General features: G+C 34.5%; 18 protein-coding genes, 2 tRNA genes and 1 CRISPR repeat array (1 of these 21 only partly in view). Of the genes, 8 read left to right on the forward strand and 12 right to left on the reverse strand.

Annotation, left to right across the window (positions count from 1 at the left end):
• A CRISPR array of direct repeats spans positions 1-3562; the repeat unit is 30 nt; unit sequence GTTTCAATTCCTTATAGGTAGGCTCGCAAC; it begins 898 nt to the left of the window's first position.
• Between the two features lie 171 nt (positions 3563-3733).
• The 10 genes from cas2 to ACLGLP_RS05255 form a co-directional block, all read right to left on the reverse strand.
• The gene (gene cas2 / locus ACLGLP_RS05210; RefSeq protein WP_492112223.1) at positions 3734-3997 is read right to left on the reverse strand and encodes a CRISPR-associated endonuclease Cas2; all 264 of its coding nucleotides are present in this window, start codon (positions 3995-3997) and stop codon (positions 3734-3736) included.
• Positions 3997-4989, reverse strand: coding sequence for a type I-B CRISPR-associated endonuclease Cas1b (gene cas1b, locus ACLGLP_RS05215; RefSeq protein ID WP_492112224.1), 993 nt, complete (start codon positions 4987-4989; stop codon positions 3997-3999). Before cas1b ends, cas2 begins: the two co-directional genes overlap by 1 nt.
• A 10-nt stretch (positions 4990-4999) precedes the next feature.
• On the reverse strand, positions 5000-5512 hold the full coding sequence (gene cas4 / locus ACLGLP_RS05220) for a CRISPR-associated protein Cas4 (RefSeq protein ID WP_492113734.1): 513 nt from the start codon (positions 5510-5512) through the stop codon (positions 5000-5002).
• Positions 5509-8037 carry a CRISPR-associated endonuclease Cas3'' gene (locus ACLGLP_RS05225; protein ID WP_492112225.1) on the reverse strand — a complete coding sequence of 843 codons (2529 nt, stop codon included), beginning with the start codon at positions 8035-8037 and terminating at the stop codon, positions 5509-5511. The genes cas4 and ACLGLP_RS05225 overlap by 4 nt, the downstream gene beginning before the upstream one ends.
• Positions 8034-8792 (reverse strand): type I-B CRISPR-associated protein Cas5b, encoded by a 759-nt coding sequence (gene cas5b, locus ACLGLP_RS05230; RefSeq protein WP_492112226.1) that lies wholly within the window; start codon positions 8790-8792, stop codon positions 8034-8036. Before cas5b ends, ACLGLP_RS05225 begins: the two co-directional genes overlap by 4 nt.
• A 37-nt stretch (positions 8793-8829) precedes the next feature.
• Entirely contained in the window at positions 8830-9801 is a 972-nt protein-coding gene (cas7b, locus tag ACLGLP_RS05235; RefSeq protein WP_492112227.1) for a type I-B CRISPR-associated protein Cas7/Csh2, read from the reverse strand.
• Positions 9794-11764, reverse strand: coding sequence for a TIGR02556 family CRISPR-associated protein (locus tag ACLGLP_RS05240; RefSeq protein WP_492112228.1), 1971 nt, complete (start codon positions 11762-11764; stop codon positions 9794-9796). Before ACLGLP_RS05240 ends, cas7b begins: the two co-directional genes overlap by 8 nt.
• 45 nt (positions 11765-11809) lie before the next feature.
• Complete coding sequence (gene cas6, locus ACLGLP_RS05245) at positions 11810-12574, reverse strand: CRISPR-associated endoribonuclease Cas6 (protein ID WP_492112229.1); 765 nt, start codon at positions 12572-12574, stop codon at positions 11810-11812.
• Between the two features lie 116 nt (positions 12575-12690).
• On the reverse strand, positions 12691-12855 hold the full coding sequence (locus ACLGLP_RS05250; RefSeq protein WP_492112230.1) for an integrase core domain-containing protein: 165 nt from the start codon (positions 12853-12855) through the stop codon (positions 12691-12693).
• Between the two features lie 482 nt (positions 12856-13337).
• Positions 13338-13517, reverse strand: a complete 180-nt coding sequence (locus ACLGLP_RS05255; RefSeq protein WP_492112231.1) for a hypothetical protein — start codon at positions 13515-13517, stop codon at positions 13338-13340.
• 297 nt (positions 13518-13814) lie between these two features.
• Here ACLGLP_RS05255 and ACLGLP_RS05260 point away from each other — a divergent pair, with 297 nt between their 5' ends.
• Together ACLGLP_RS05260 and ACLGLP_RS05265 are read left to right on the forward strand one after the other, a co-directional pair.
• Complete coding sequence (locus tag ACLGLP_RS05260) at positions 13815-13982, forward strand: hypothetical protein (RefSeq protein ID WP_492112232.1); 168 nt, start codon at positions 13815-13817, stop codon at positions 13980-13982.
• A 71-nt stretch (positions 13983-14053) separates the two neighbouring features.
• Positions 14054-14440, forward strand: a complete 387-nt coding sequence (locus ACLGLP_RS05265) for a hypothetical protein (protein WP_492112233.1) — start codon at positions 14054-14056, stop codon at positions 14438-14440.
• Positions 14441-14491: 51 nt separating this feature from the next.
• Here ACLGLP_RS05265 and ACLGLP_RS05270 read toward each other — a convergent pair.
• Positions 14492-14575: transfer RNA gene (locus ACLGLP_RS05270), tRNA-Leu, on the reverse strand.
• A gap of 13 nt (positions 14576-14588) precedes the next feature.
• Positions 14589-14662, reverse strand: a tRNA-Pro gene (locus ACLGLP_RS05275).
• A 290-nt stretch (positions 14663-14952) separates the two neighbouring features.
• On the opposite strand from ACLGLP_RS05275, the gene dnaX reads away from it, so the two are divergent.
• The 6 genes from dnaX to dprA are packed head-to-tail and all read left to right on the forward strand — an operon-like array spanning position 14953 to position 19046.
• Positions 14953-16449: a DNA polymerase III subunit gamma/tau gene (gene dnaX, locus ACLGLP_RS05280; protein ID WP_492112234.1), complete on the forward strand. Its 1497-nt coding sequence runs from the start codon at positions 14953-14955 to the stop codon at positions 16447-16449.
• A 3-nt stretch (positions 16450-16452) separates the two neighbouring features.
• Positions 16453-16788, forward strand: coding sequence for a YbaB/EbfC family nucleoid-associated protein (locus ACLGLP_RS05285; protein WP_492112235.1), 336 nt, complete (start codon positions 16453-16455; stop codon positions 16786-16788).
• A 4-nt stretch (positions 16789-16792) separates the two neighbouring features.
• On the forward strand, positions 16793-17401 hold the full coding sequence (gene recR, locus ACLGLP_RS05290) for a recombination mediator RecR (protein ID WP_492112236.1): 609 nt from the start codon (positions 16793-16795) through the stop codon (positions 17399-17401).
• Positions 17398-17994: a hypothetical protein gene (locus ACLGLP_RS05295; RefSeq protein WP_492112237.1), complete on the forward strand. Its 597-nt coding sequence runs from the start codon at positions 17398-17400 to the stop codon at positions 17992-17994. Before recR ends, ACLGLP_RS05295 begins: the two co-directional genes overlap by 4 nt.
• A 10-nt stretch (positions 17995-18004) precedes the next feature.
• Positions 18005-18265 carry a hypothetical protein gene (locus ACLGLP_RS05300; RefSeq protein ID WP_492112238.1) on the forward strand — a complete coding sequence of 87 codons (261 nt, stop codon included), beginning with the start codon at positions 18005-18007 and terminating at the stop codon, positions 18263-18265.
• The gene (gene dprA, locus ACLGLP_RS05305; protein ID WP_492112239.1) at positions 18249-19046 is read left to right on the forward strand and encodes a DNA-processing protein DprA; all 798 of its coding nucleotides are present in this window, start codon (positions 18249-18251) and stop codon (positions 19044-19046) included. Before ACLGLP_RS05300 ends, dprA begins: the two co-directional genes overlap by 17 nt.
• Positions 19047-19048: the final 2 nt, after the last annotated feature.

A 19048-nucleotide genomic window follows, 5' to 3' on the forward strand; every position in this document is an offset into this window, starting at 1 on the left:
ACTTGATGCCAATGAGTATGCAAAGAATAGAATTAAAACAAGTTTCAATTCCTTATAGGTAGGCTCGCAACTGTATTATCAGATGTTCATTTGGAAGCCAAACCTTAGTTTCAATTCCTTATAGGTAGGCTCGCAACTTTTTATGTCGCAGAGAAACCATCCTACAGACATGTTGTTTCAATTCCTTATAGGTAGGCTCGCAACGGAGTTATGAGTTACGCAGAACAAAAAGAATACCTGGTTTCAATTCCTTATAGGTAGGCTCGCAACCGGAGCAGGCTCCTGCAGTAGATGTGGAGCACACTTTTTGTTTCAATTCCTTATAGGTAGGCTCGCAACAGATTGCTCTATCTCTATGAAGAATTGGATTAGTTACAGTTTCAATTCCTTATAGGTAGGCTCGCAACTATTTCAGTGATATTTCTGATTTTGAAAGGAAGTATGTGTTTCAATTCCTTATAGGTAGGCTCGCAACCAATTTTGTTTTATCAAGTAGGTGAAGAAAAGTTTGGTTTCAATTCCTTATAGGTAGGCTCGCAACTATTTCAGTGATATTTCTGATTTTGAAAGGAAGTATGTGTTTCAATTCCTTATAGGTAGGCTCGCAACCAATTTTGTTTTATCAAGTAGGTGAAGAAAAGTTTGGTTTCAATTCCTTATAGGTAGGCTCGCAACTCATAATAAAATAAATACCATCATTCGCAGCTGACCAAGTTTCAATTCCTTATAGGTAGGCTCGCAACGTGGAATTTCATTCCATTTTTGACTGCATTTTGCAGTGTTTCAATTCCTTATAGGTAGGCTCGCAACTCAGAAACAGAAAACAAGTGCCTGCAAGAAATACTAGTTTCAATTCCTTATAGGTAGGCTCGCAACCTGGCCTTTGGTAAGAGGAACGCCAGCGATAAGCTCAGTTTCAATTCCTTATAGGTAGGCTCGCAACGTCAATTGAGGCTGAAAACGAAATGTGGCAAGAAATGTTTCAATTCCTTATAGGTAGGCTCGCAACTATGACTGGTATGTTGAAGATGGAAACAGTTTGATTAGTTTCAATTCCTTATAGGTAGGCTCGCAACTGGCAAAAAAAGAGAAAAAAATTAAGAAAGAAGAAAAGTTTCAATTCCTTATAGGTAGGCTCGCAACCTGAGGAAACTGAGGGACTCAGTGAACCACGGCTTTAGAGGTTTCAATTCCTTATAGGTAGGCTCGCAACCCGGATAGATTTTCCTGAGTTTGAAAAGGTATTCCGGGGTTTCAATTCCTTATAGGTAGGCTCGCAACATTGGTAAAACTTAACTCGTTTTCGCTCAAAAATGGGTTTCAATTCCTTATAGGTAGGCTCGCAACAAGAATTTTTACATAAAACAGATAATTTAAAAATTGAGTTTCAATTCCTTATAGGTAGGCTCGCAACTTGGCTTTTGCCTTTAGTTAATTCAGTTCAAACTTGTTTCAATTCCTTATAGGTAGGCTCGCAACGCTCCAGCAGTTTATGCTCCTTATATGCCGATTACAGGTTTCAATTCCTTATAGGTAGGCTCGCAACTCAAAACATATCTCTCCTGCATAAACCTGTCCTGGTTTCAATTCCTTATAGGTAGGCTCGCAACTCCTGCACATTCCTGAAATCTATCCACTCACAAAGCTTGTTTCAATTCCTTATAGGTAGGCTCGCAACCACAAACTACATTTTTTGATGAAGTTGAAAAAATTTGGTTTCAATTCCTTATAGGTAGGCTCGCAACGTGAGGATGAATTAAAGAATACTTTAGTTGTAAATTGTTTCAATTCCTTATAGGTAGGCTCGCAACCCTTAAGAAGGATGCAAAAAAGAAAGCTTTCAAAACTTTGTTTCAATTCCTTATAGGTAGGCTCGCAACCAAAGTTTGTTTTCAATGCTACCCATTGAGTTCCATCAGTTTCAATTCCTTATAGGTAGGCTCGCAACTAAACACATCCCCGCACTGCTGAACCAAACATCTCCTGTTTCAATTCCTTATAGGTAGGCTCGCAACTATAAAGTGGAGTGTCGGTAGGGCTAATATTGGTGAGTTTCAATTCCTTATAGGTAGGCTCGCAACCCCAAGCCCACCAATGAGAGCATCTTTGAACCAGCGAGTTTCAATTCCTTATAGGTAGGCTCGCAACTCTATCTTCTCAGGGTTACCTTTCAATTCATTTAAAGTTTCAATTCCTTATAGGTAGGCTCGCAACTTAGCCCTACCGACACTCCACTTTATAGCATGTTCGGGGTTTCAATTCCTTATAGGTAGGCTCGCAACTTAGCCCTACCGACACTCCACTTTATAGCATGTTCGGGGTTTCAATTCCTTATAGGTAGGCTCGCAACTTACCTCTTTACCGTTTGCTGTATCCCTGCATACTATGTTTCAATTCCTTATAGGTAGGCTCGCAACAAAATTTTTGCATACCCTACCCTCCTAATGCGTTATGTTTCAATTCCTTATAGGTAGGCTCGCAACTTACTTTGCGATTTATTTTACTTCAGAGAGAAAAGGATGTTTCAATTCCTTATAGGTAGGCTCGCAACAGTTACCTTTTGATTTAACCACACTTGATTTATCAAGGTTTCAATTCCTTATAGGTAGGCTCGCAACATGTGGAGTATGGTGCAGAGTATCCGAACGCAGTGGTGAGTTTCAATTCCTTATAGGTAGGCTCGCAACTCTTGAGAAGGTTTTAAAGCACATTTATCAGACTCAGGGGTTTCAATTCCTTATAGGTAGGCTCGCAACATATCAGAGCTCCTCTCTTTTCGTGATATCCGTATAAGTTTCAATTCCTTATAGGTAGGCTCGCAACCTTGTACCATCAGGGCATTTTCCTGCCGTTGCGTTGTTTCAATTCCTTATAGGTAGGCTCGCAACCTTTCTTTCCTGAGAAGATAGAGATAGACAGGAACAAGTTTCAATTCCTTATAGGTAGGCTCGCAACGTAGAATATTTATGCTTATACAAAGGAAGAATTTATGGAGGTTTCAATTCCTTATAGGTAGGCTCGCAACAGTTTTGCTTGATACGATAGAAACGGCGATAGGTGACAGTTTCAATTCCTTATAGGTAGGCTCGCAACATTTTCTTCCATTTTATCCTTTTTTGGTAATTCTCTGTTTCAATTCCTTATAGGTAGGCTCGCAACCTTTAATGATATAATCTTTTACTTTGTTAATATCTTGGTTTCAATTCCTTATAGGTAGGCTCGCAACTTTTAAATTACGAGGAACTGAAAGGATGGAAAAGAATGTTTCAATTCCTTATAGGTAGGCTCGCAACAATTTTAGTAGTCTCAACAGCCCTTACAGGATTCCAGGTTTCAATTCCTTATAGGTAGGCTCGCAACAACATCTCCTTTACAAGACGGGAATTTTCAAATTTAAGGTTTCAATTCCTTATAGGTAGGCTCGCAACCCAGTAATGATGAACGACAAACGGTTCAAGCTCCTTGTTTCAATTCCTTATAGGTAGGCTCGCAACGCTTAAGGTTTAATAACTGGTTTAATTGGCTTAAGGTTGTTTCAATTCCTTATAGGTAGGCTCGCAACCCGTTAAAAGGTTCGTCAAATCTAATTATAAAGTTCTTTTCTAAATTTTCAAAGATCTTTAGCCTCGGTTATTATTTTACTCAAAACCTATTGATTTGTCAACAAAAATTATTTTCGTCGAACCCCAGCACTTTTTACCTTATTCCACATCGACGAAACTCTTTAGTTTCCTCACAGAAAAACCTCCTCACCTCCTTTCTTAACCCCTATTAACTCCCTTTCAGTGTACCAACCTGTCTTAAAGGTATAAATTATAATAGAATCTTCTTCCTCATTTATTATTGCTTTAAGTTCTCTCTTCAACTTCTCAAGTTTTGACTCAGTGATTTCTCCTTCAAAGACAGAGTTCTGGACCCAGTGTAAATATTTTCTACAAATTTTCAAAACCTTGGCAACTCTCTTTACATTTATATCATAAACCAGTATAACTCTCATTACCAACTACTCACAAAAGGTTGATACTCCGCCTCTCCCATAAGATGCTTCTCAATTTTATATAACTCAAGACGAATTAATTGACGATAAGAGACATGTCTTCCAAGCTTTTTGTGTTTAATTGTGCTTTTGAGCTTTTCTTCCATTTCCTGAATAACTATCTGTTTACCTTTGTCATTCAAAACAATACCGTCAAGCTTTTTCTCAAAGTGTTGCGGTTTTATTATCCCTTTATTGACCAAACTAAAAATTACTCTGTCAGCTAAAATTGGTTTAAATATTTCTGCTACATCAAGATTTAAAGTAAAACGTCTAAAATTGGTAGAATGCAGAAAACCAATGCGAGGATCAAGATGTGTCTGATAAATCTCACTTAAGCAAATGGTATAAACAAGAGAATTGGCAAAACTTATCAAGGCATTAAGCCTATTTTTAGGAGGTCTTTTGGTTCTTCCTTCAAAAACAAAGTGTTTATTATCAAGAATTACATCAAAGGCTTGATAGTATCTATCTCTGACATTTCCTTCAATAGCCATAAGCTCATCAACTTGAGAACACTTATCAAGCCCCAGAGAAAGTTCTCTTATTTTGTTAATAGTTTCAGACAAAGCCTTTCCTCTATTCTCGTAATAGCTAAGCACTTTCAAAATATTCTCAATAGCTCCTCTTACAAACTTTCTTGCAAGATTCATTCTTTTTTTCTGGTCAAGATAGTGCTCAGCCTGCTTAAGAATCATATATCCAGAATTCAGATGCTCACGAGGATAATAAGAGCCAACATAGTATCCGTAATAGTTAAAGAAGTGAAGTATAATTTTTGTTTCGGTTAAAAATTCAAGAAGACGCTTATTAAGAGAGACCTCTCCAAAGATATAGATTTCACGGGTGTTCTCAACGGGTATATACTTCTTTCCTTCCTTAGTTTCAAAATAAAGGGTATTATCTTTTCTCTTTAGTTCTCCATCGGAAAAGATGTAAATAGTCTTCTTCATAAGGGTCCTTTTAAGCCCAGCAAAGTTCTTGGTATCCACACTTGGAGCAATATTTAATTCTTTTGGGCTCTGGAGGTAAGTCCCTTGAAAGTATCTCTTGTATGGCTTTCTGTGCCGAGATAAGCTCCCTTTCAAGCTCCTCTGTTAGAGTTATCTCAATTCTCTTTTTCTCTTTTGGGAAGAGCAAAATTCCTTTTGCCAAAATTCCGAGTTTCTTTAATCTATACAAATAGTAAGCAAGTTGCATGGTTGCTGCCTTTTCAAAAGATGAACTCTTTTTAATTTCTGCAACCACCACCTCTTCGCCTTCAGACCTAATTAAGTCAAGAATCATACCTCCTTCCTTTTCGTCAAGAAGCTTAACTTCCTTGGTATCTCGCTTATAAGCCTCTTCAGAAAGGAGTCTTCCAATTTCAATAAAGGGATTTTCCTGATGTGGCTCAAGATGTCTACTCATAAGCCACACCTCCCTTGGGCAAATGTAGTAATACCAGATGAGGGTGGGAATGACTAAAGTTATCACCAAATAAAAGCAGACGGTGATGAGATTTTATATCCTGTTTCAAGATCGTAAAAATCCTTAAGCTGATTATGAGAAACAAAAAATAAATTATAATCTTCATACCGTATTGGAAAATTCTTATCTAACCTGTTTTCTCTAACAGAAATCAAAAATTTATAAAATTCTTTCTTCAACTGAAGATACGCAATTTTCCTCTTTCTGAAATCCTTCTCTTTCAATACTTCATTTATAAATCTTTCCCTTAGCTCCATACAATGTTCATCAATTTCTATAAAAACATCATAAAACTGACCTTTTTCTTTTATAAGTTGAAACTTACTAATGTTATCAGACAACTGGCTGTGATAAAAATTCAACGAATGTATTGCCTTAAGAATTTTCTTAGAAACATCCTTGTCTGTTCTTATCTCAACCTCATGAAAATACTTGTCTATTAAGTCATAAAAATCCTTTTCCTCTACCTTTCCATGAAGTAACTTTGATGTGATAGAAGGATGAACTTTCCCATAAACACTCTCCACATAGTTGTCTACTAAATTCAGGACATAAACTTCACCCAAGCAGTCAGACCTATAATTTCTATTACAGCGACCTGCAACTTGTATAATTGAATCTAGGGGACCTATGTCTCTGAAAACTACTTCAAAGTCTAAATCGACTCCCGCTTCTACAACCTGAGTCGAAACTAAAATCGGTTTACCACCTCTCTTCATAAATTCCTTCAAAATCTTAATCCTATTAGCTCTCTGTATAGGTGTAATATTGGTAGATAAATAAAAAATAACCTTCTTTTCCTGTAAAAGTTTGGCAAGCAACTCCTCAAAAATACTTACCTCATTCAAGTCCAGTAAAACAAAACCTTTATCTCTCTCCTCAATCTCAGTAAAACCTCTACATCCTAACCTTGCTTTCAAAGCATTATAAATATCTATTGACTTACTAATTGTATTTAATACAACCAAACAAGATTTACCACTAGCTTTCTCAGAAACAAAATCAATAAATTCCTTATCAGTAATCTTATTCATCTTTCCAGCAATAACCACTCTGTTCAAATTGCTAAAGTAATTTTTATGCTCTTCCAAAAGTTCAAAAGAACAATCTCGTAAAAGTAAAGGCCTCGTTGCCGTCATAAGTATTATCCTGCAGTCAAGAAAATCAACCAAACCCTTCAAGACCTCCCCAACGAGGTCCCAGTATTCAATAGGTATGCTCTGTACCTCATCAAGAATGATTATACTCCCAGCAATGTTGTGAAACTTTTTTAAAAAGCTATTTTTAAAAGCTATTATGCTGTGTAGTAACTGAACAAAAGTCGTTACGATTACTTCAGCCTCCCAGGACTCAATCAAAAGCAGCGCATCTTCAACGGGCTTTAATTCGTTACTCTCTTTATACTCTAAATCTGCAAGATGATGGTGTTTTATCAAGTACAAAGAAGAATTTTCTTCAAAATCAGAAATCAATTTTAAAACATCGTATATAACCCCATAATTCTGCTCTATTATGTTAACAAACGGGAGAGAATAAACTATCCTCGGCTTCAGTCCCTTAGTTTTTATAATCCTGTCTCTGAGTTTTAAAGCAAAAGAAAAAGCAGTTAAAGTTTTCCCTGAACCAGTAGGAGCTGTGAGAGTAAAAATCTTTTGATCCAGAGGAACAGATTCTGCCTTACCTGATACTTTGCGATAAATTTCTTCTCTCATTTTATCCATTAACCTACTGTCAAACTTATCTCGCTTAAGTACTCTCTCAATATACACATCAACCAGATCCGGTGGAATATCCTTCCGAGAAACCTTGAGAATATCGTCTCTTCCTGCAGACCTCTTGTCTGCATCTATAAGAGCAGAATAAAATAATAGAGTCAAAAAGTATATCCTTAATTTTCCAGAAATATCAACAGTGTCATTCTCTAATAATCTATACCTTAATCTATCAAGCTCCTTAAAAAGTCTCAAAAATTCAGATATATCAAGAAATGAAAGATTTACTTCAAGATCTATACTTTTAAGCTCTTCCTGTATTTTGCTGAGATTGTGTATTATGTCCTCCCACTGAAACTTCAAGTTTTTAATCTCACTCCTTAATGGTTCTCTCAACCTTTTTAAATCTGGATAGTCATCTAATTCTTTAATTCTGGGAAGAATTTCTTCAGGACTTCTTAAGTCTCCATGATGTCTGGAAATTACCAGATAAGCTATGAACGGTAAGAACTCTTTTTCTGGTAATTCAACATTTTTGAGGTTTTTATTTAAATAAGACTTAACGACATAAGCACCAAACAAAGCTGACAATAAAGAATGATGTGCCTGAGTACCAATTCTTTCACCTCTTAAGTACCTCTGAAAAAATGAAGTATATTTTCCAAAATCATGACACTTACCTATAAGACAAACAATATCAGAAATTCCTCTATATTTTGTTTCAAGCTTTTCAATAAAAGACTTTGCGTGAAGTCCTACAGCATTCAAATGATCTTTTAACAGTATTCCAGGATGAGAATAAAACTTGTCTATTTTCATTCCATAAATACACCAAACTCTTCAATTGTCTTACTGCCTTCTTTATAATTAACTTTAAATACTTCACCTTTAATCATTACATTTTTTATAGATTTGCAATTGTGCTCGTATATATATCCATAAACTTTTTTAATCATCCTATTCATGTCAAATTCAACAGGAACCCTATCTTCTTTTATGTATTTAAAGCCCTCAACGAAATTAATAGATCTGATCTTATGTATAGGAACTACTGTTGGTAATTCCAATTTTTTATCTAAGTCATCATAAAAGAACATTTCTGCTTCATCGTCTATGAGACGTATTGTTGCTAGACATTCTGTTATTCCAAGATAAGGTGGGTATTCAAATGTACCATTTTTAAGCCGTTCTCTTAAGTTTTCCATTATCTTCTCGTCTTTATGAAGAAAGTATATTCTGTACCTTAAAAAGTCCGCATTAAGAGGCAACACAAATTCAACAGGGACTTGTGTATACCCACCTGAACCAGTTAGCTCACGCGTATCCTTTGTTCTAATATAATTTACTGTTTGCATCAATTTGCGAACAGGAGTCCTAACGGATAATGCTATTTTACAATTTTCAGTATTAAACTTATCATAATAAGAATCACGCTCAAATCCTAAAATTCCAGCTATTAAGCCAATAATTACTGTTCTTGGTGGAAAAGCATAAGACAGAGATGAAGAATTAGTATAAAACTTTCTAAAGTGAGCAATAGCTCCTTCTAAATCAAAAATTATAATTCTATCCACAGTCAAATTATCTCCTTGACTATTTAATCATTCCCCCTTATATTTTGTGAGGAAGAAGTACTATTTTATCCTTAAACTCAACATCTAGTTTACTTCCAACAATTGATAATTCGGGATGGAACCATACATAAATTTTGTGAATTCTTTCTTTATTTCCACTTAAAATATCGTTAAGTCGACTTATATCCAATTCAAAATCACTAATGTCTCTAATAGTTTCTAAATTGATATTCTCTTTAGGTTTTATCTCAATGTATCTTCTTAAATCACCAACATATCCTCCTTCTTGATACTCGATTCTCATTAGCAACCTTGGAAACTGCCCAATTTTGCTTCTTGTTGTTGCCTCTGCTGAAATTGCTTCAATTAAAACGTTGTCAAGTAACTTGACATCATCTAGCGATAGCCTAGTCTTTTCTGCTCTTCTGAAACTAATTATTCCGTAAAAGGCAATAAGAGAATAATAAACTCTCCAATCTTTACCTATGGTTCCATATCCCTCATCTCTTCCTGCAAAAGTGGATGTGATAGAAGATGAAGGTATAATTTCAACAGGATTTAATGAATACCCCCAAGAAAATTGAACAGGACCTATAAAATTAAGCCCTCCTCCCCGCGCACCTTCATCCTCTCCCTTTATTGGTATAGTGGCTCCAAAAAGCCGTATGTCAATAAGAGTATCCAAGAGCCATTCAATAAATTCCTTATCAGGTTTTTTGTAACTAACCTTCTTCCCCCTTTCCTCTGAATACTTTTTTGCAAGAAACTCAAGTCTCTTTGTAGCGTCAACTACCTCGTCATTAACTTTTGAGACCCATATTTCAAACCCTTTAGATTGTAAATAGTCCCTTAAATACCTCTTCAACCTTACATCACTAACCAGATTCCTACCCGTGTGATAATCCATCCTGGGTTTGTTTTCCTCATCAGGGTCTCCATTCGGATTACACATCTTAGCATCGTAAATAAAAAGGATTTCACTGTTCAATATCTTTAGATCTTTACTCATTTGCCACCTCCTCTTCTTCTAATGGTTTTTGTTTCCCACTCGTTATTGCGGTATAAGTAGTAAAACTGTATCCTGATAAAATATAAAAGACATTTTCTTGAGGAGTTAATCCCCAATCAGATTTGTGAGCCTCAAACAACTTCTTTGATAGACCGTAAATTTTTTCCGTTTCAGATGTTAGGACTTTATATTGTCTCATTTTTTCAAAAACTTCATTAAATAACCTCATAACTTTATTTAAGTCCATACCTTGAAAGTTCAACTTATTCAAAATAGATTTCTTCTTATCGCCTTTGTTAAATTGCGCTCTTCCTATCTCTCCTATGAGTTGACCAAGAAGAAAAAGCGAAGTTTTCTTTTCATCGTATTTAGCTTCCTTTAAAAATTTCCTTATGTTTTCATTTACTTCCAAAGTATCTAAAAAGTCAAAAGAGTTCGCCATGGCCTCACCTCTTATTAAAAGATTTAGTTTGTCTAAGTAATAAAATAAAAAGTTTTGGAACAATATAGTTCTTGAGAATTCTATATCGTCAAAGTCTTTTAAAAATCTTATTTCCCATATCCGCTTTATAAATTCTCTAAGCAATGCTTTTGACTCCATTGGGGTATAACTGAATAACGAATTATAAAAGTTCAATGTGAACTTTAACTTTAAATTCTTATCTTTACCAATAGGAAATAAATAAAACATTTTATCTAATGAAAGATACCAACTATCTTCCTTAAATATTTTCTCTCCCATTTCTTGCACATCCAAACCAGCGCTCATAATTTCGTCCAACCTACTTGGCGGAACATCCTGTATCAACTGAAAAATTTTAAAAGCAGCTTTCGACTTTTCAGCAAAAAGAAAATTTAAAATAAAGTTATCTTGCAAATTTTGATAATCCATATATTCTTCGAGTTTACTCTGAAAATTATATAAACCTTTAAGTGACGCAACTGCAGAGAATTTATCTTTAAAATATTCTGCCCATCTTTCTAATTTTTTTACTGGCATAAGTTGATTTAATTGAAAAGATGGAAGGATATAAACCTGATAATTTGATAAAGATGTTTTGAGATTATTTCTGACAAATACTTCCGCTAAAAGTACAGCTTGATAACAATCTTTGCACAGGGAATAATTTTTTAAGAAATTTTCTCCACCTCCTAAGTTACTTGAAAATCCAATCTTATCAGTCATATAGAATTTAAACCAAAATTTTGTTGTGTCCCAAGTAATTTCTTTTTCTTTATTACATATATGACAAATACCTTTTTTTGAATCTTTAAAAGCTTCTTCTATTAATTTTTTGTAAATATATTTTTTATATTCGTTGTAATTTACTAAAGGAGCACCATTAACAGAAAGCGTAAAAAGAGCAATATCTTCTTCAGTTAATCTTGTTGTATCTTCTATAACTTGCATCAGAAATTTACTAACAATATTTATGGCCTTTTTAGCTTTTTTATTCGCTGGTTCTTTTTTAATTTCGTCTCTTATTTTTTGAGGAGTTAAATCAAAACCAAATTTTGATAAATCCCAAATAAACCTGTATCTTTCATAATTCTGTTCTGTAGAACCAACACTCTCTTTTTCTCCCAAATCAAAGAACATATTTTCTTTCAGCTTCAGTAAAAGTTCCTTTAGACTGCAATCAGGCAAATTTCCAATTAAATTGGGAATAGTTTGAGAAATTAAGTAGTTTATATTGTTAGTCGTAAATCTGTCTTGAGGCAAATTGGGAGCTGGTGCGTTACCAACCCATAAATATTCTATTCGCGACTCATCTGAGATTTCTTTAAAATCTATACCTAATTTAAAAGACCTAAAGTCTTCTGTCTGAATGTCCAGAATAACTATATGCTGTCTTCTATTATTCCTTTCTTTATCTATATCTAGAGTTAAATTTTTAACAAATTCATCTATGTTAACCCCTTCTTTAAGTCCTTTTCCTACTTGCCAAAACGATTCAATCATAATACTTACTCTATCCTATCAAATCTCTATCTACTTGTCAAGACCTCATAAGTTTCTTTCACCTTGCCACACCTCAATACAGCCAAACCCCTGGGAGTTCTTTGCGCCAAGACCTGCTTCAAAGGCAAGGGGAAAAAGTTGAGGGGGTAATGAAAGCTCATACACTCCATCCCAGCCTTTAATCACCGTCCCTTTATATATCACAATCCTTTGATTGCGAGAGCTTACCTTAAAAGGCTTAACACTTCCTGAAAAAGAAGCCTCCTCTCCTGTTAAGGCTCTATACTTTTTATTGAGATTTTCAATAATCAGAGTTTCAAATTCCTCTTCAAAGGGGCTGTAATAGTAGGTCTTCTTCTTGCCGTTTGGGGCAGTAAGGGTGCTATAAACTGTTATAGGAGAAAGGGCTCTTACCAAGACCTTTTCTCTGTAAGGAGGGGGTGACTCAACTGCAATAGATTCTATTAAAAAGGTCTCATTCCCAAGCTTTATAGTTTCTGCCTTTATCAAGTAGTTTGCCATACTTTGAATAAACTCCCTTAAAGGTGATCCTATTACTAATATAATCGGGCTTGAAAAGAAAATCTGACTTTTTTCAATTCTTGGCTTTTCAAGTGGAATTAACCTTGAAAAAGTAAAGAACTTGAATTTTCTTCTTGACTCAGGGTCTTTAAGTCCCTCTTCGTGAAGTTGGGTAGCAAGATATTCATCAAGATAGCGATAAATAAAACCCTGAATAAGTTCGTTGTAATTGATAGGAAAGATTACTGGAGAATCTTTATCAGCCTTAAAGGTAATCTTGAGCCTCAAGGGTAAAGCTCCAAGTCTCTTTACTTTATTAAAAATATAAATAAATTTTTGTCAAGAAGATGTATAAGTCCATATGATTTTGGACTGGAAATTATTTTTTAAAAATCTTCACAATATCATCTTATTGGTGTTTTATTTTTTAACCCATAATGAGGTCTCTCACCATTATACCAGATTGAATACTCCATCAACTTTCTGTTAAATCCCTCTAAATCATTTCTTAACTCTTCCTCCATAAAATCTACAAAATCCTTGCTGTGTCCTGTTAAATCTTTCAACATATCCATTCCCCTCCGGATTCCTCGGATAACTAAAATAATGCTCTATAATACCCTCTTCCCTTAAATACCTTTCAAACTTACCCAAAAACTCACTCCCATTATCCGTCTGCATCCCTCTCACCTCAAAAGGTGCTACCATCCTAAATTTCTCCATAAAATCTCTTGCACTCCTGTTTGATAAATTCTTGTATCCATATGCAAATCCAAATCTGCTTGCTAAATCAACTCCTACTACCAAATACCTCTTTATCCTCCTCCTTTTCCTCACCCTCTCATAAAACCTTCCTGTCCTTCCACAATAACTTAACTTTACACCCTTCTCCCCTCGAAGTAATCCCCTTTCAAATACTTAATTATCCTCCCTATGGCTGAAACTGATACACTAGGTATTCCCTTCTGCTCACAAAATTTGTCCACAAATGGTTTAAGTTTCTCTTTACCTATACCAGGATGCTCCTTTCTAAATCTCAAAATAAAATCAATTACCTCAGGTCTCCAAGTCTTTTGTTTAACCCTTTTTGGTATTCTTGGCTTTGAAATAAGACTCTCAAGCTTTCCTCAACTTTCTCTAAACTTTTTTTCCATAAATATATAGTTGCCCTTGAAACACCAAAAGCAGATACTGTAGTGGGAGTTCCGTATTTGTCATGAAATTCTATCATCTTAACCCTAAAAGATATCTCTTCTCTTTTCTTTTCATCTTTAATTAGCTGAAAGCTTCTCTGCGAATCTGAGATCTTTCCAGGGATTATAGGTAATAAAAAAGCTACGATGCAGTTAAGAAGAAATGTTGTATTAATTAATTTTTGAAGTAAATTTCTAACCTTTAGGAAGGAGTTAAGAAAAGGAAGAACTTTAAAAAAGGAAAAAAGCTTTGGCAAAGGTTAAATTTGTGATTACAAGAATTGGTTGTAGAGTTGAGGCTATAGCTTTTCTTGAAAAAATAGAAAAGGGGGAGTTTGCCAAAAGATTTTAAAAAAGAACTCAAGAGACTTTCTTCTTTTGAAGAAGTAGAAGGAGGAACTCTTTGCTATTTTTTTCAGGGAACAGCTTTAGTAGAACAGGCAAAGAACCTTTTATGGGAATTTTCCTTAGAAAAAGGAATTTCTTTTGAATTGGTGGAATGAAAGCTGTTATTTCAGAAGTTTGAAAAGATAAAATGTCGTTATAGAAGTAACTTTAAAGGAAAAAAAAAGAGATGGGCTTGTTAGAATATTATGAATATTTGAGAAGTTTTTCAGATGAAGAGTTGCTTGAAGCTTGGGAAGACTACACTTTGGACAGAGATAGCGTTTTGGATGCTATTTCTTACTGGGCTTGTGATGTAGCTATTCCTATTCGGGATATTATTGAAGAGAGAGGACTTGCAGATAAAGTGATTGAGCTTGACAAGAATCTTATTCGTTACACCCTAGAGATAGGGGATGCTGATGTGCCTGATGAAAGAAAATACGGAGAAGTAAACCCTCCTCTTGAAAAGTGGTGGTGGTATCTTGATTTGATTGCTGAGAGGCAGTATCCTGCAGAGCTCCTTCCCGAAGCCCTGCGTAAGATATATGAAAAATTTATATCTAACTCAAGATAAGATTTTTAAAGATTTTTTGGAAACCAGTTTTTAGAGAAAAATTGAGGCTAATGCCGGGGGCGGGATTTGAACCCGCACGGAGTAACCTCCACTGGATCCTGAATCCAGCGCGTCTGCCAGTTCCGCCACCCCGGCAAGTTTTTTCAAATCGGGGCGACAGGATTTGAACCTGCGACACCCGGCTCCCGAAGCCGGAGCTCTACCAGGCTGAGCTACGCCCCGCAAAATTTCCTTAATATAAGTTAACTTTAAAAATTTCCTTGTCAAGTTGAAAAAGTTTAACTATTATAAAAAAATTAAAAATGGACAAAGAAGTAAAAGAAAATTATCTTACCTGTAAATATTGTGGAGGAAAAGCTGTAATTGAAGGCACCTGAGCAAAAGCAAAGGTAAGGTGCCTTACCTGCGGAATTGAAAGACCTGCTAAAGAATATCAGGAGGAAATAGAAGCTCTTAAAGAGCACTGGATAAAACTTTGTTGTCAACTCAATAAAAAGTTTTAAAATATACATATGTCCTATCTGGTTTTAGCTCGGCGTTATCGTCCTCAAACCTTTAAAGAAGTAGTGGGACAGGCTCATGTAGTCAGAACCTTAACCAATGCGCTTAAACATCAGAAACTTTCTCATGCACTTTTATTTTCAGGTATAAAAGGAACAGGAAAAACTACCGTTGCAAGAATTATTGCTAAAGCCTTAAATTGTAAAAACCTTATAGATGGGTATGAACCTTGTAATGAATGCTCTAATTGTATAGAAATCAACAAGGGAATTTTTGTAGATGTCATAGAAATTGACGCAGCTTCAAATAGAGGAATAGATCAAATAAGAGAATTAATAGAAAATTTAAAATTCGCTCCTGCAAAAGGAAAAGTTAAAGTATATATAATAGATGAGGCGCACATGTTGACAAGAGAAGCTTCCAATGCTCTTTTAAAGTCTTTAGAAGAACCCCCTTCTCATGTTTATTTTATCCTTGCTACTACCGAACCTAATAAACTTTTACCTACTATTCTTTCAAGGTGTCAGAGATATGATTTTAGAAGGCTTGAACAACCGTTAATAGTAAAGTATTTAAAAATGATTTGCGAAAAAGAAAATTACGAAATGGAAGAAGAGGCATTAGAGCTTATTGCTAAAGAAGCACAAGGTAGTTTGAGAGATGCTCTATCTCTTCTTGATCAGGCAATGGCATATGGATCAAAAACTAAAGAAGATGTAATCTCTGCCTTTGGATGGCATGAAACCATTTTAGTAGAAGAAATAGCAAGTACTCTTCTTGAGAAAAATCTAAAAAAAGCCTTAGAGATTGCTCAGAGAGTTTATGAGGAAGGGATAGATCTCATATATTTAATGGAAAAGTTGACTGAATTTTTCAGAGAACTTCTTGTTATGAAAGCATTTCCCAAGGAAAGCAAAATTGGATTTCAAACTCCAGAGCTTAGAGAACTTGTTCTTGAAAACGAGTTAGAGGATATTTTACTTATATTTCAGAGTTTGGTAAGAGATTTAGAAACATTAAGAAGAAGCAACTATCCTCAGCTTCAGTTTGAACTTGCGCTTTTAAGAATATGCGAATACGGAAAACTTGTACCTTTAAAAAATATAGTAGAAAGATTAGAGCAAATTACCAGCAACAACCTTTCTTTTGTTCTTCCTCCTCCTGAAGAAAAAATTACAGAAGTAAAAGAAAAAAGCTGGGAAGACTTTGTGGAGGAAATAAAAAAAGAAAGTTTGCCTCTTTATGGATTGGTGAGTAGTTTACCTAAACCAGAAATAAGACCAAATGAAGTATTTTTAAGATTAAGCTCATCCCTTAATTTTACAGACTCTCCCTATTATAAACTTCTAAAAGAAAAAGTAGAAAACTATTTTAACAGACCTTTTAAAGTAGAGATAGAAGAAGTTAAAAGAACTACTTTAGAAGAGGTTAAGAAAAGAGAGGAAGTTAAAAAGATTTTAGATATTTTTTCTGCAAAAATAGCTTACATACAACCTTTAAAGGAGTAAAAAATGAAATTACCACCACAATTTCAACAGTTGGTAAAAGAAATGCAAAAGATTCAGAAAAAAATGGAAGAAATGCAGAAACAACTTGAAGAAAAAACAGTAACTGTACAGGTTGGTGGTGGAATGGTCACAGTTACAGCAAATGGTAAGCAGGAAATTATTTCTATTCAGATTGAGGATGAACTTATTAAACCTGAAGAAAAAGAAATGCTTGAAGACCTTATAGTGGCAGGAGTAAATGAAGCTTTAAAAAGAGCGAAAGAGATGGTTGAAGAAGAATTAGCTAAAATCACAGGTGGACTAAAAATTCCAGGTTTAAATCTGCCGGGATTTTTCTAAATTTATGTCTGGAGCATATCCCTACACTTTAAAAAAACTGATAGAAACATTCTCTATGCTACCCGGGATAGGGGAAAAGAGTGCAACAAGGTTTTCTCTTTTTCTTTTGTCAAAACCAGAACTTTGCGAAACTCTGGGAGAACTCATTAAGGAATTACCTTATAGAGTTAAACTCTGCAAATTTTGTAGAAATCTTTCCGAAGAAGAGATCTGCAACATCTGTAAAGATGAAAAAAGAGATCAAGAATTACTTTGCATTGTCGAAAACCCGGTAAATCTTTTCTATATAGAGGAAACGGGTATATTTAACGGTTATTACTTTGTTTTACATTATCTTTTATCTCCAAAGGATGGAATTGGACCAAAAGAACTTGGACTTGAACAACTTGTCCATTTAATAAAGCTAAGAAATGTAAAAGAGGTAATTATAGCTCTTTCTCCAACTCTTGCAGGGGAGGCAACTACTTCTTACATTCTTGAAGTGCTAAAAAATTACCCTGTTAAAATAACTAAAATAGCTTGTGGGATTCCTATGGGTATGGAAATTCAATTTGTTGACCCTTTAACTCTAAAAAAAGCCCTTTTTGGAAGAGAGATATTAAAAGACAGATGAAAGAAAATTCTTTATTTTGCAAAAGATTGGCTTTAGGAGGACTTCTTCAGGGATATTTCCATAATATAAGAGGCACTTTGCAAGGAATTTCCCTTGAACTCCAAATTATCCTTATGAAGGTACAAAAAGATCCCGATTTTAACGAGGAAATTAAGGAAAGAATAAATAAAGCTTTTTCACTTTTGCAGAAACTTCAAAATCAAATAGATGCAGCTTTTGACGAGATTTATAACGAAAAGAAAGGACCTTGGGCTCTTAAAGAAATTATAGAAAAGGAAATACTTTTTTGGGAAGCTTTTATGCCTTTTAAACACAAAATTAAAAAAGAGATTATAGAAGAAACTCAAAGTTTTGTGGAAGTTCCCTATAATTTGTTAAAAGGTCTTTTTTGCAATTTTTGCCAGGAGTTATTTTTAAATCTAAAAGAAAACACCGATTTAAAAATCTTTATAAAAAAAGATAAAAAGATTGAGTTTGTTTGGGATAAAGATTTGGATTCTCAAGTTTATGAAAATTTAAAAAACCTCTCTCAACTCTTTAAAGATTTAGCAGACATTAAAGTGGATAAGAACTTTATTTCTTTTCAATTTTAAAAATTAAAAAATGGAAGAAAAACTTCTTTGGTTAGGATTTTATCTCAAGGAAAGAAACATTTTTAAAACTATAAAATATTTTGAAGAAGCTTTAGAAATAAGAGATATTTTAAGAACTAAAAAATATTCAGAAGATGAGATACTTAAGTTAGCAAAGAAGGAATTAGAGAAGGCAAAAGAAAGGAGAGTAAAAATTCTTTTTATCAAAGATATAGAATTTCCAGAGAAACTAAAAAAAAATATCTTATCCGCCTTTGTTTTTATATGTTAAAGGTGAATTCAGAGAAGATATTAATTTAATTGCTATTATAGGTTCAAGGAAGCCTACTTCTTATGGAAAAGAGGTAGCTTATCAATTTTCTAAAAAACTTGCAGAATCTGGAGTGGGAATAGTTTCAGGACTTGCAAGAGGGATTGATAGTATTTCTCACAGATCCGCTCTTGAAGCAAATGGCTATACAATAGGGGTTTTGGGATGTGGAGTTGATATTGTTTATCCCTCAGAAAATAGAGAACTTTTTGAAAGAATCGTTAAAAGCAAAGGGGCAATAATTTCTGAATTTCCCTTTGGCACAAAGCCAAGAAAAGAAAATTTCCCTATTAGAAATAGAATAATAAGTGGTCTTTCTGAGGGAGTAGTAGTTATAGAGGCAGGAAAAAGGAGTGGAACTTTAATAACTGCCAAATGGGCATTGGATCAGGGAAAGGAGGTTTTTGCTGTTCCAGGAAGTGTCTTTTCTTCTCAGAGTGAAGGCACACATCTTCTCATAAAAGAGGGCGCAAATGTGGTCACCTCTCCAGATGAGATTCTGGAATATTTTGGCTGGGAAAGAAAAGAAGCCTCATCCAAAGAAAAGATAAAAATTAAAATTTCAGAAGAAGAAAAAGAAATCCTTTCTGTTTTATCTTCCTATCCCCAGCATGTAGAGGAAATTTTTGCAAAGATAAATAGACCTCCCTTTGAAGTTCTTTCTCTTCTTACTGAACTTGAACTAAAAGGATTGGTAGAAAATTTGCCTGGAAAATATGTAAAACTTAAAATAAATCTTTAGAT

It is taken from the genome of Caldimicrobium sp. SLHALR3 (genome assembly GCF_058692735.1).

Bases quoted from the DNA above. Each gene is read 5' to 3' on its own strand.
- cas2 (WP_492112223.1), bottom strand. From the start codon at position 3,997: ATGAGAGTTATACTGGTTTATGATATAAATGTAAAGAGAGTTGCCAAG.
- ACLGLP_RS05225 (WP_492112225.1), bottom strand. From the start codon at position 8,037: ATGAAAATAGACAAGTTTTATTCTCATCCTGGAATACTGTTAAAAGAT.
- recR (WP_492112236.1), top strand. From the start codon at position 16,793: ATGTCTGGAGCATATCCCTACACTTTAAAAAAACTGATAGAAACATTC.
- cas7b (WP_492112227.1), bottom strand. From the start codon at position 9,801: ATGAGTAAAGATCTAAAGATATTGAACAGTGAAATCCTTTTTATTTAC.
- dnaX (WP_492112234.1), top strand. From the start codon at position 14,953: ATGTCCTATCTGGTTTTAGCTCGGCGTTATCGTCCTCAAACCTTTAAA.
- ACLGLP_RS05265 (WP_492112233.1), top strand. From the start codon at position 14,054: ATGGGCTTGTTAGAATATTATGAATATTTGAGAAGTTTTTCAGATGAA.
- cas1b (WP_492112224.1), bottom strand. From the start codon at position 4,989: ATGAAGAAGACTATTTACATCTTTTCCGATGGAGAACTAAAGAGAAAA.
- ACLGLP_RS05300 (WP_492112238.1), top strand. From the start codon at position 18,005: ATGGAAGAAAAACTTCTTTGGTTAGGATTTTATCTCAAGGAAAGAAAC.
- ACLGLP_RS05240 (WP_492112228.1), bottom strand. From the start codon at position 11,764: ATGATTGAATCGTTTTGGCAAGTAGGAAAAGGACTTAAAGAAGGGGTT.
- ACLGLP_RS05295 (WP_492112237.1), top strand. From the start codon at position 17,398: ATGAAAGAAAATTCTTTATTTTGCAAAAGATTGGCTTTAGGAGGACTT.
- ACLGLP_RS05250 (WP_492112230.1), bottom strand. From the start codon at position 12,855: ATGTTGAAAGATTTAACAGGACACAGCAAGGATTTTGTAGATTTTATG.
- ACLGLP_RS05255 (WP_492112231.1), bottom strand. From the start codon at position 13,517: ATGATAGAATTTCATGACAAATACGGAACTCCCACTACAGTATCTGCT.
- ACLGLP_RS05285 (WP_492112235.1), top strand. From the start codon at position 16,453: ATGAAATTACCACCACAATTTCAACAGTTGGTAAAAGAAATGCAAAAG.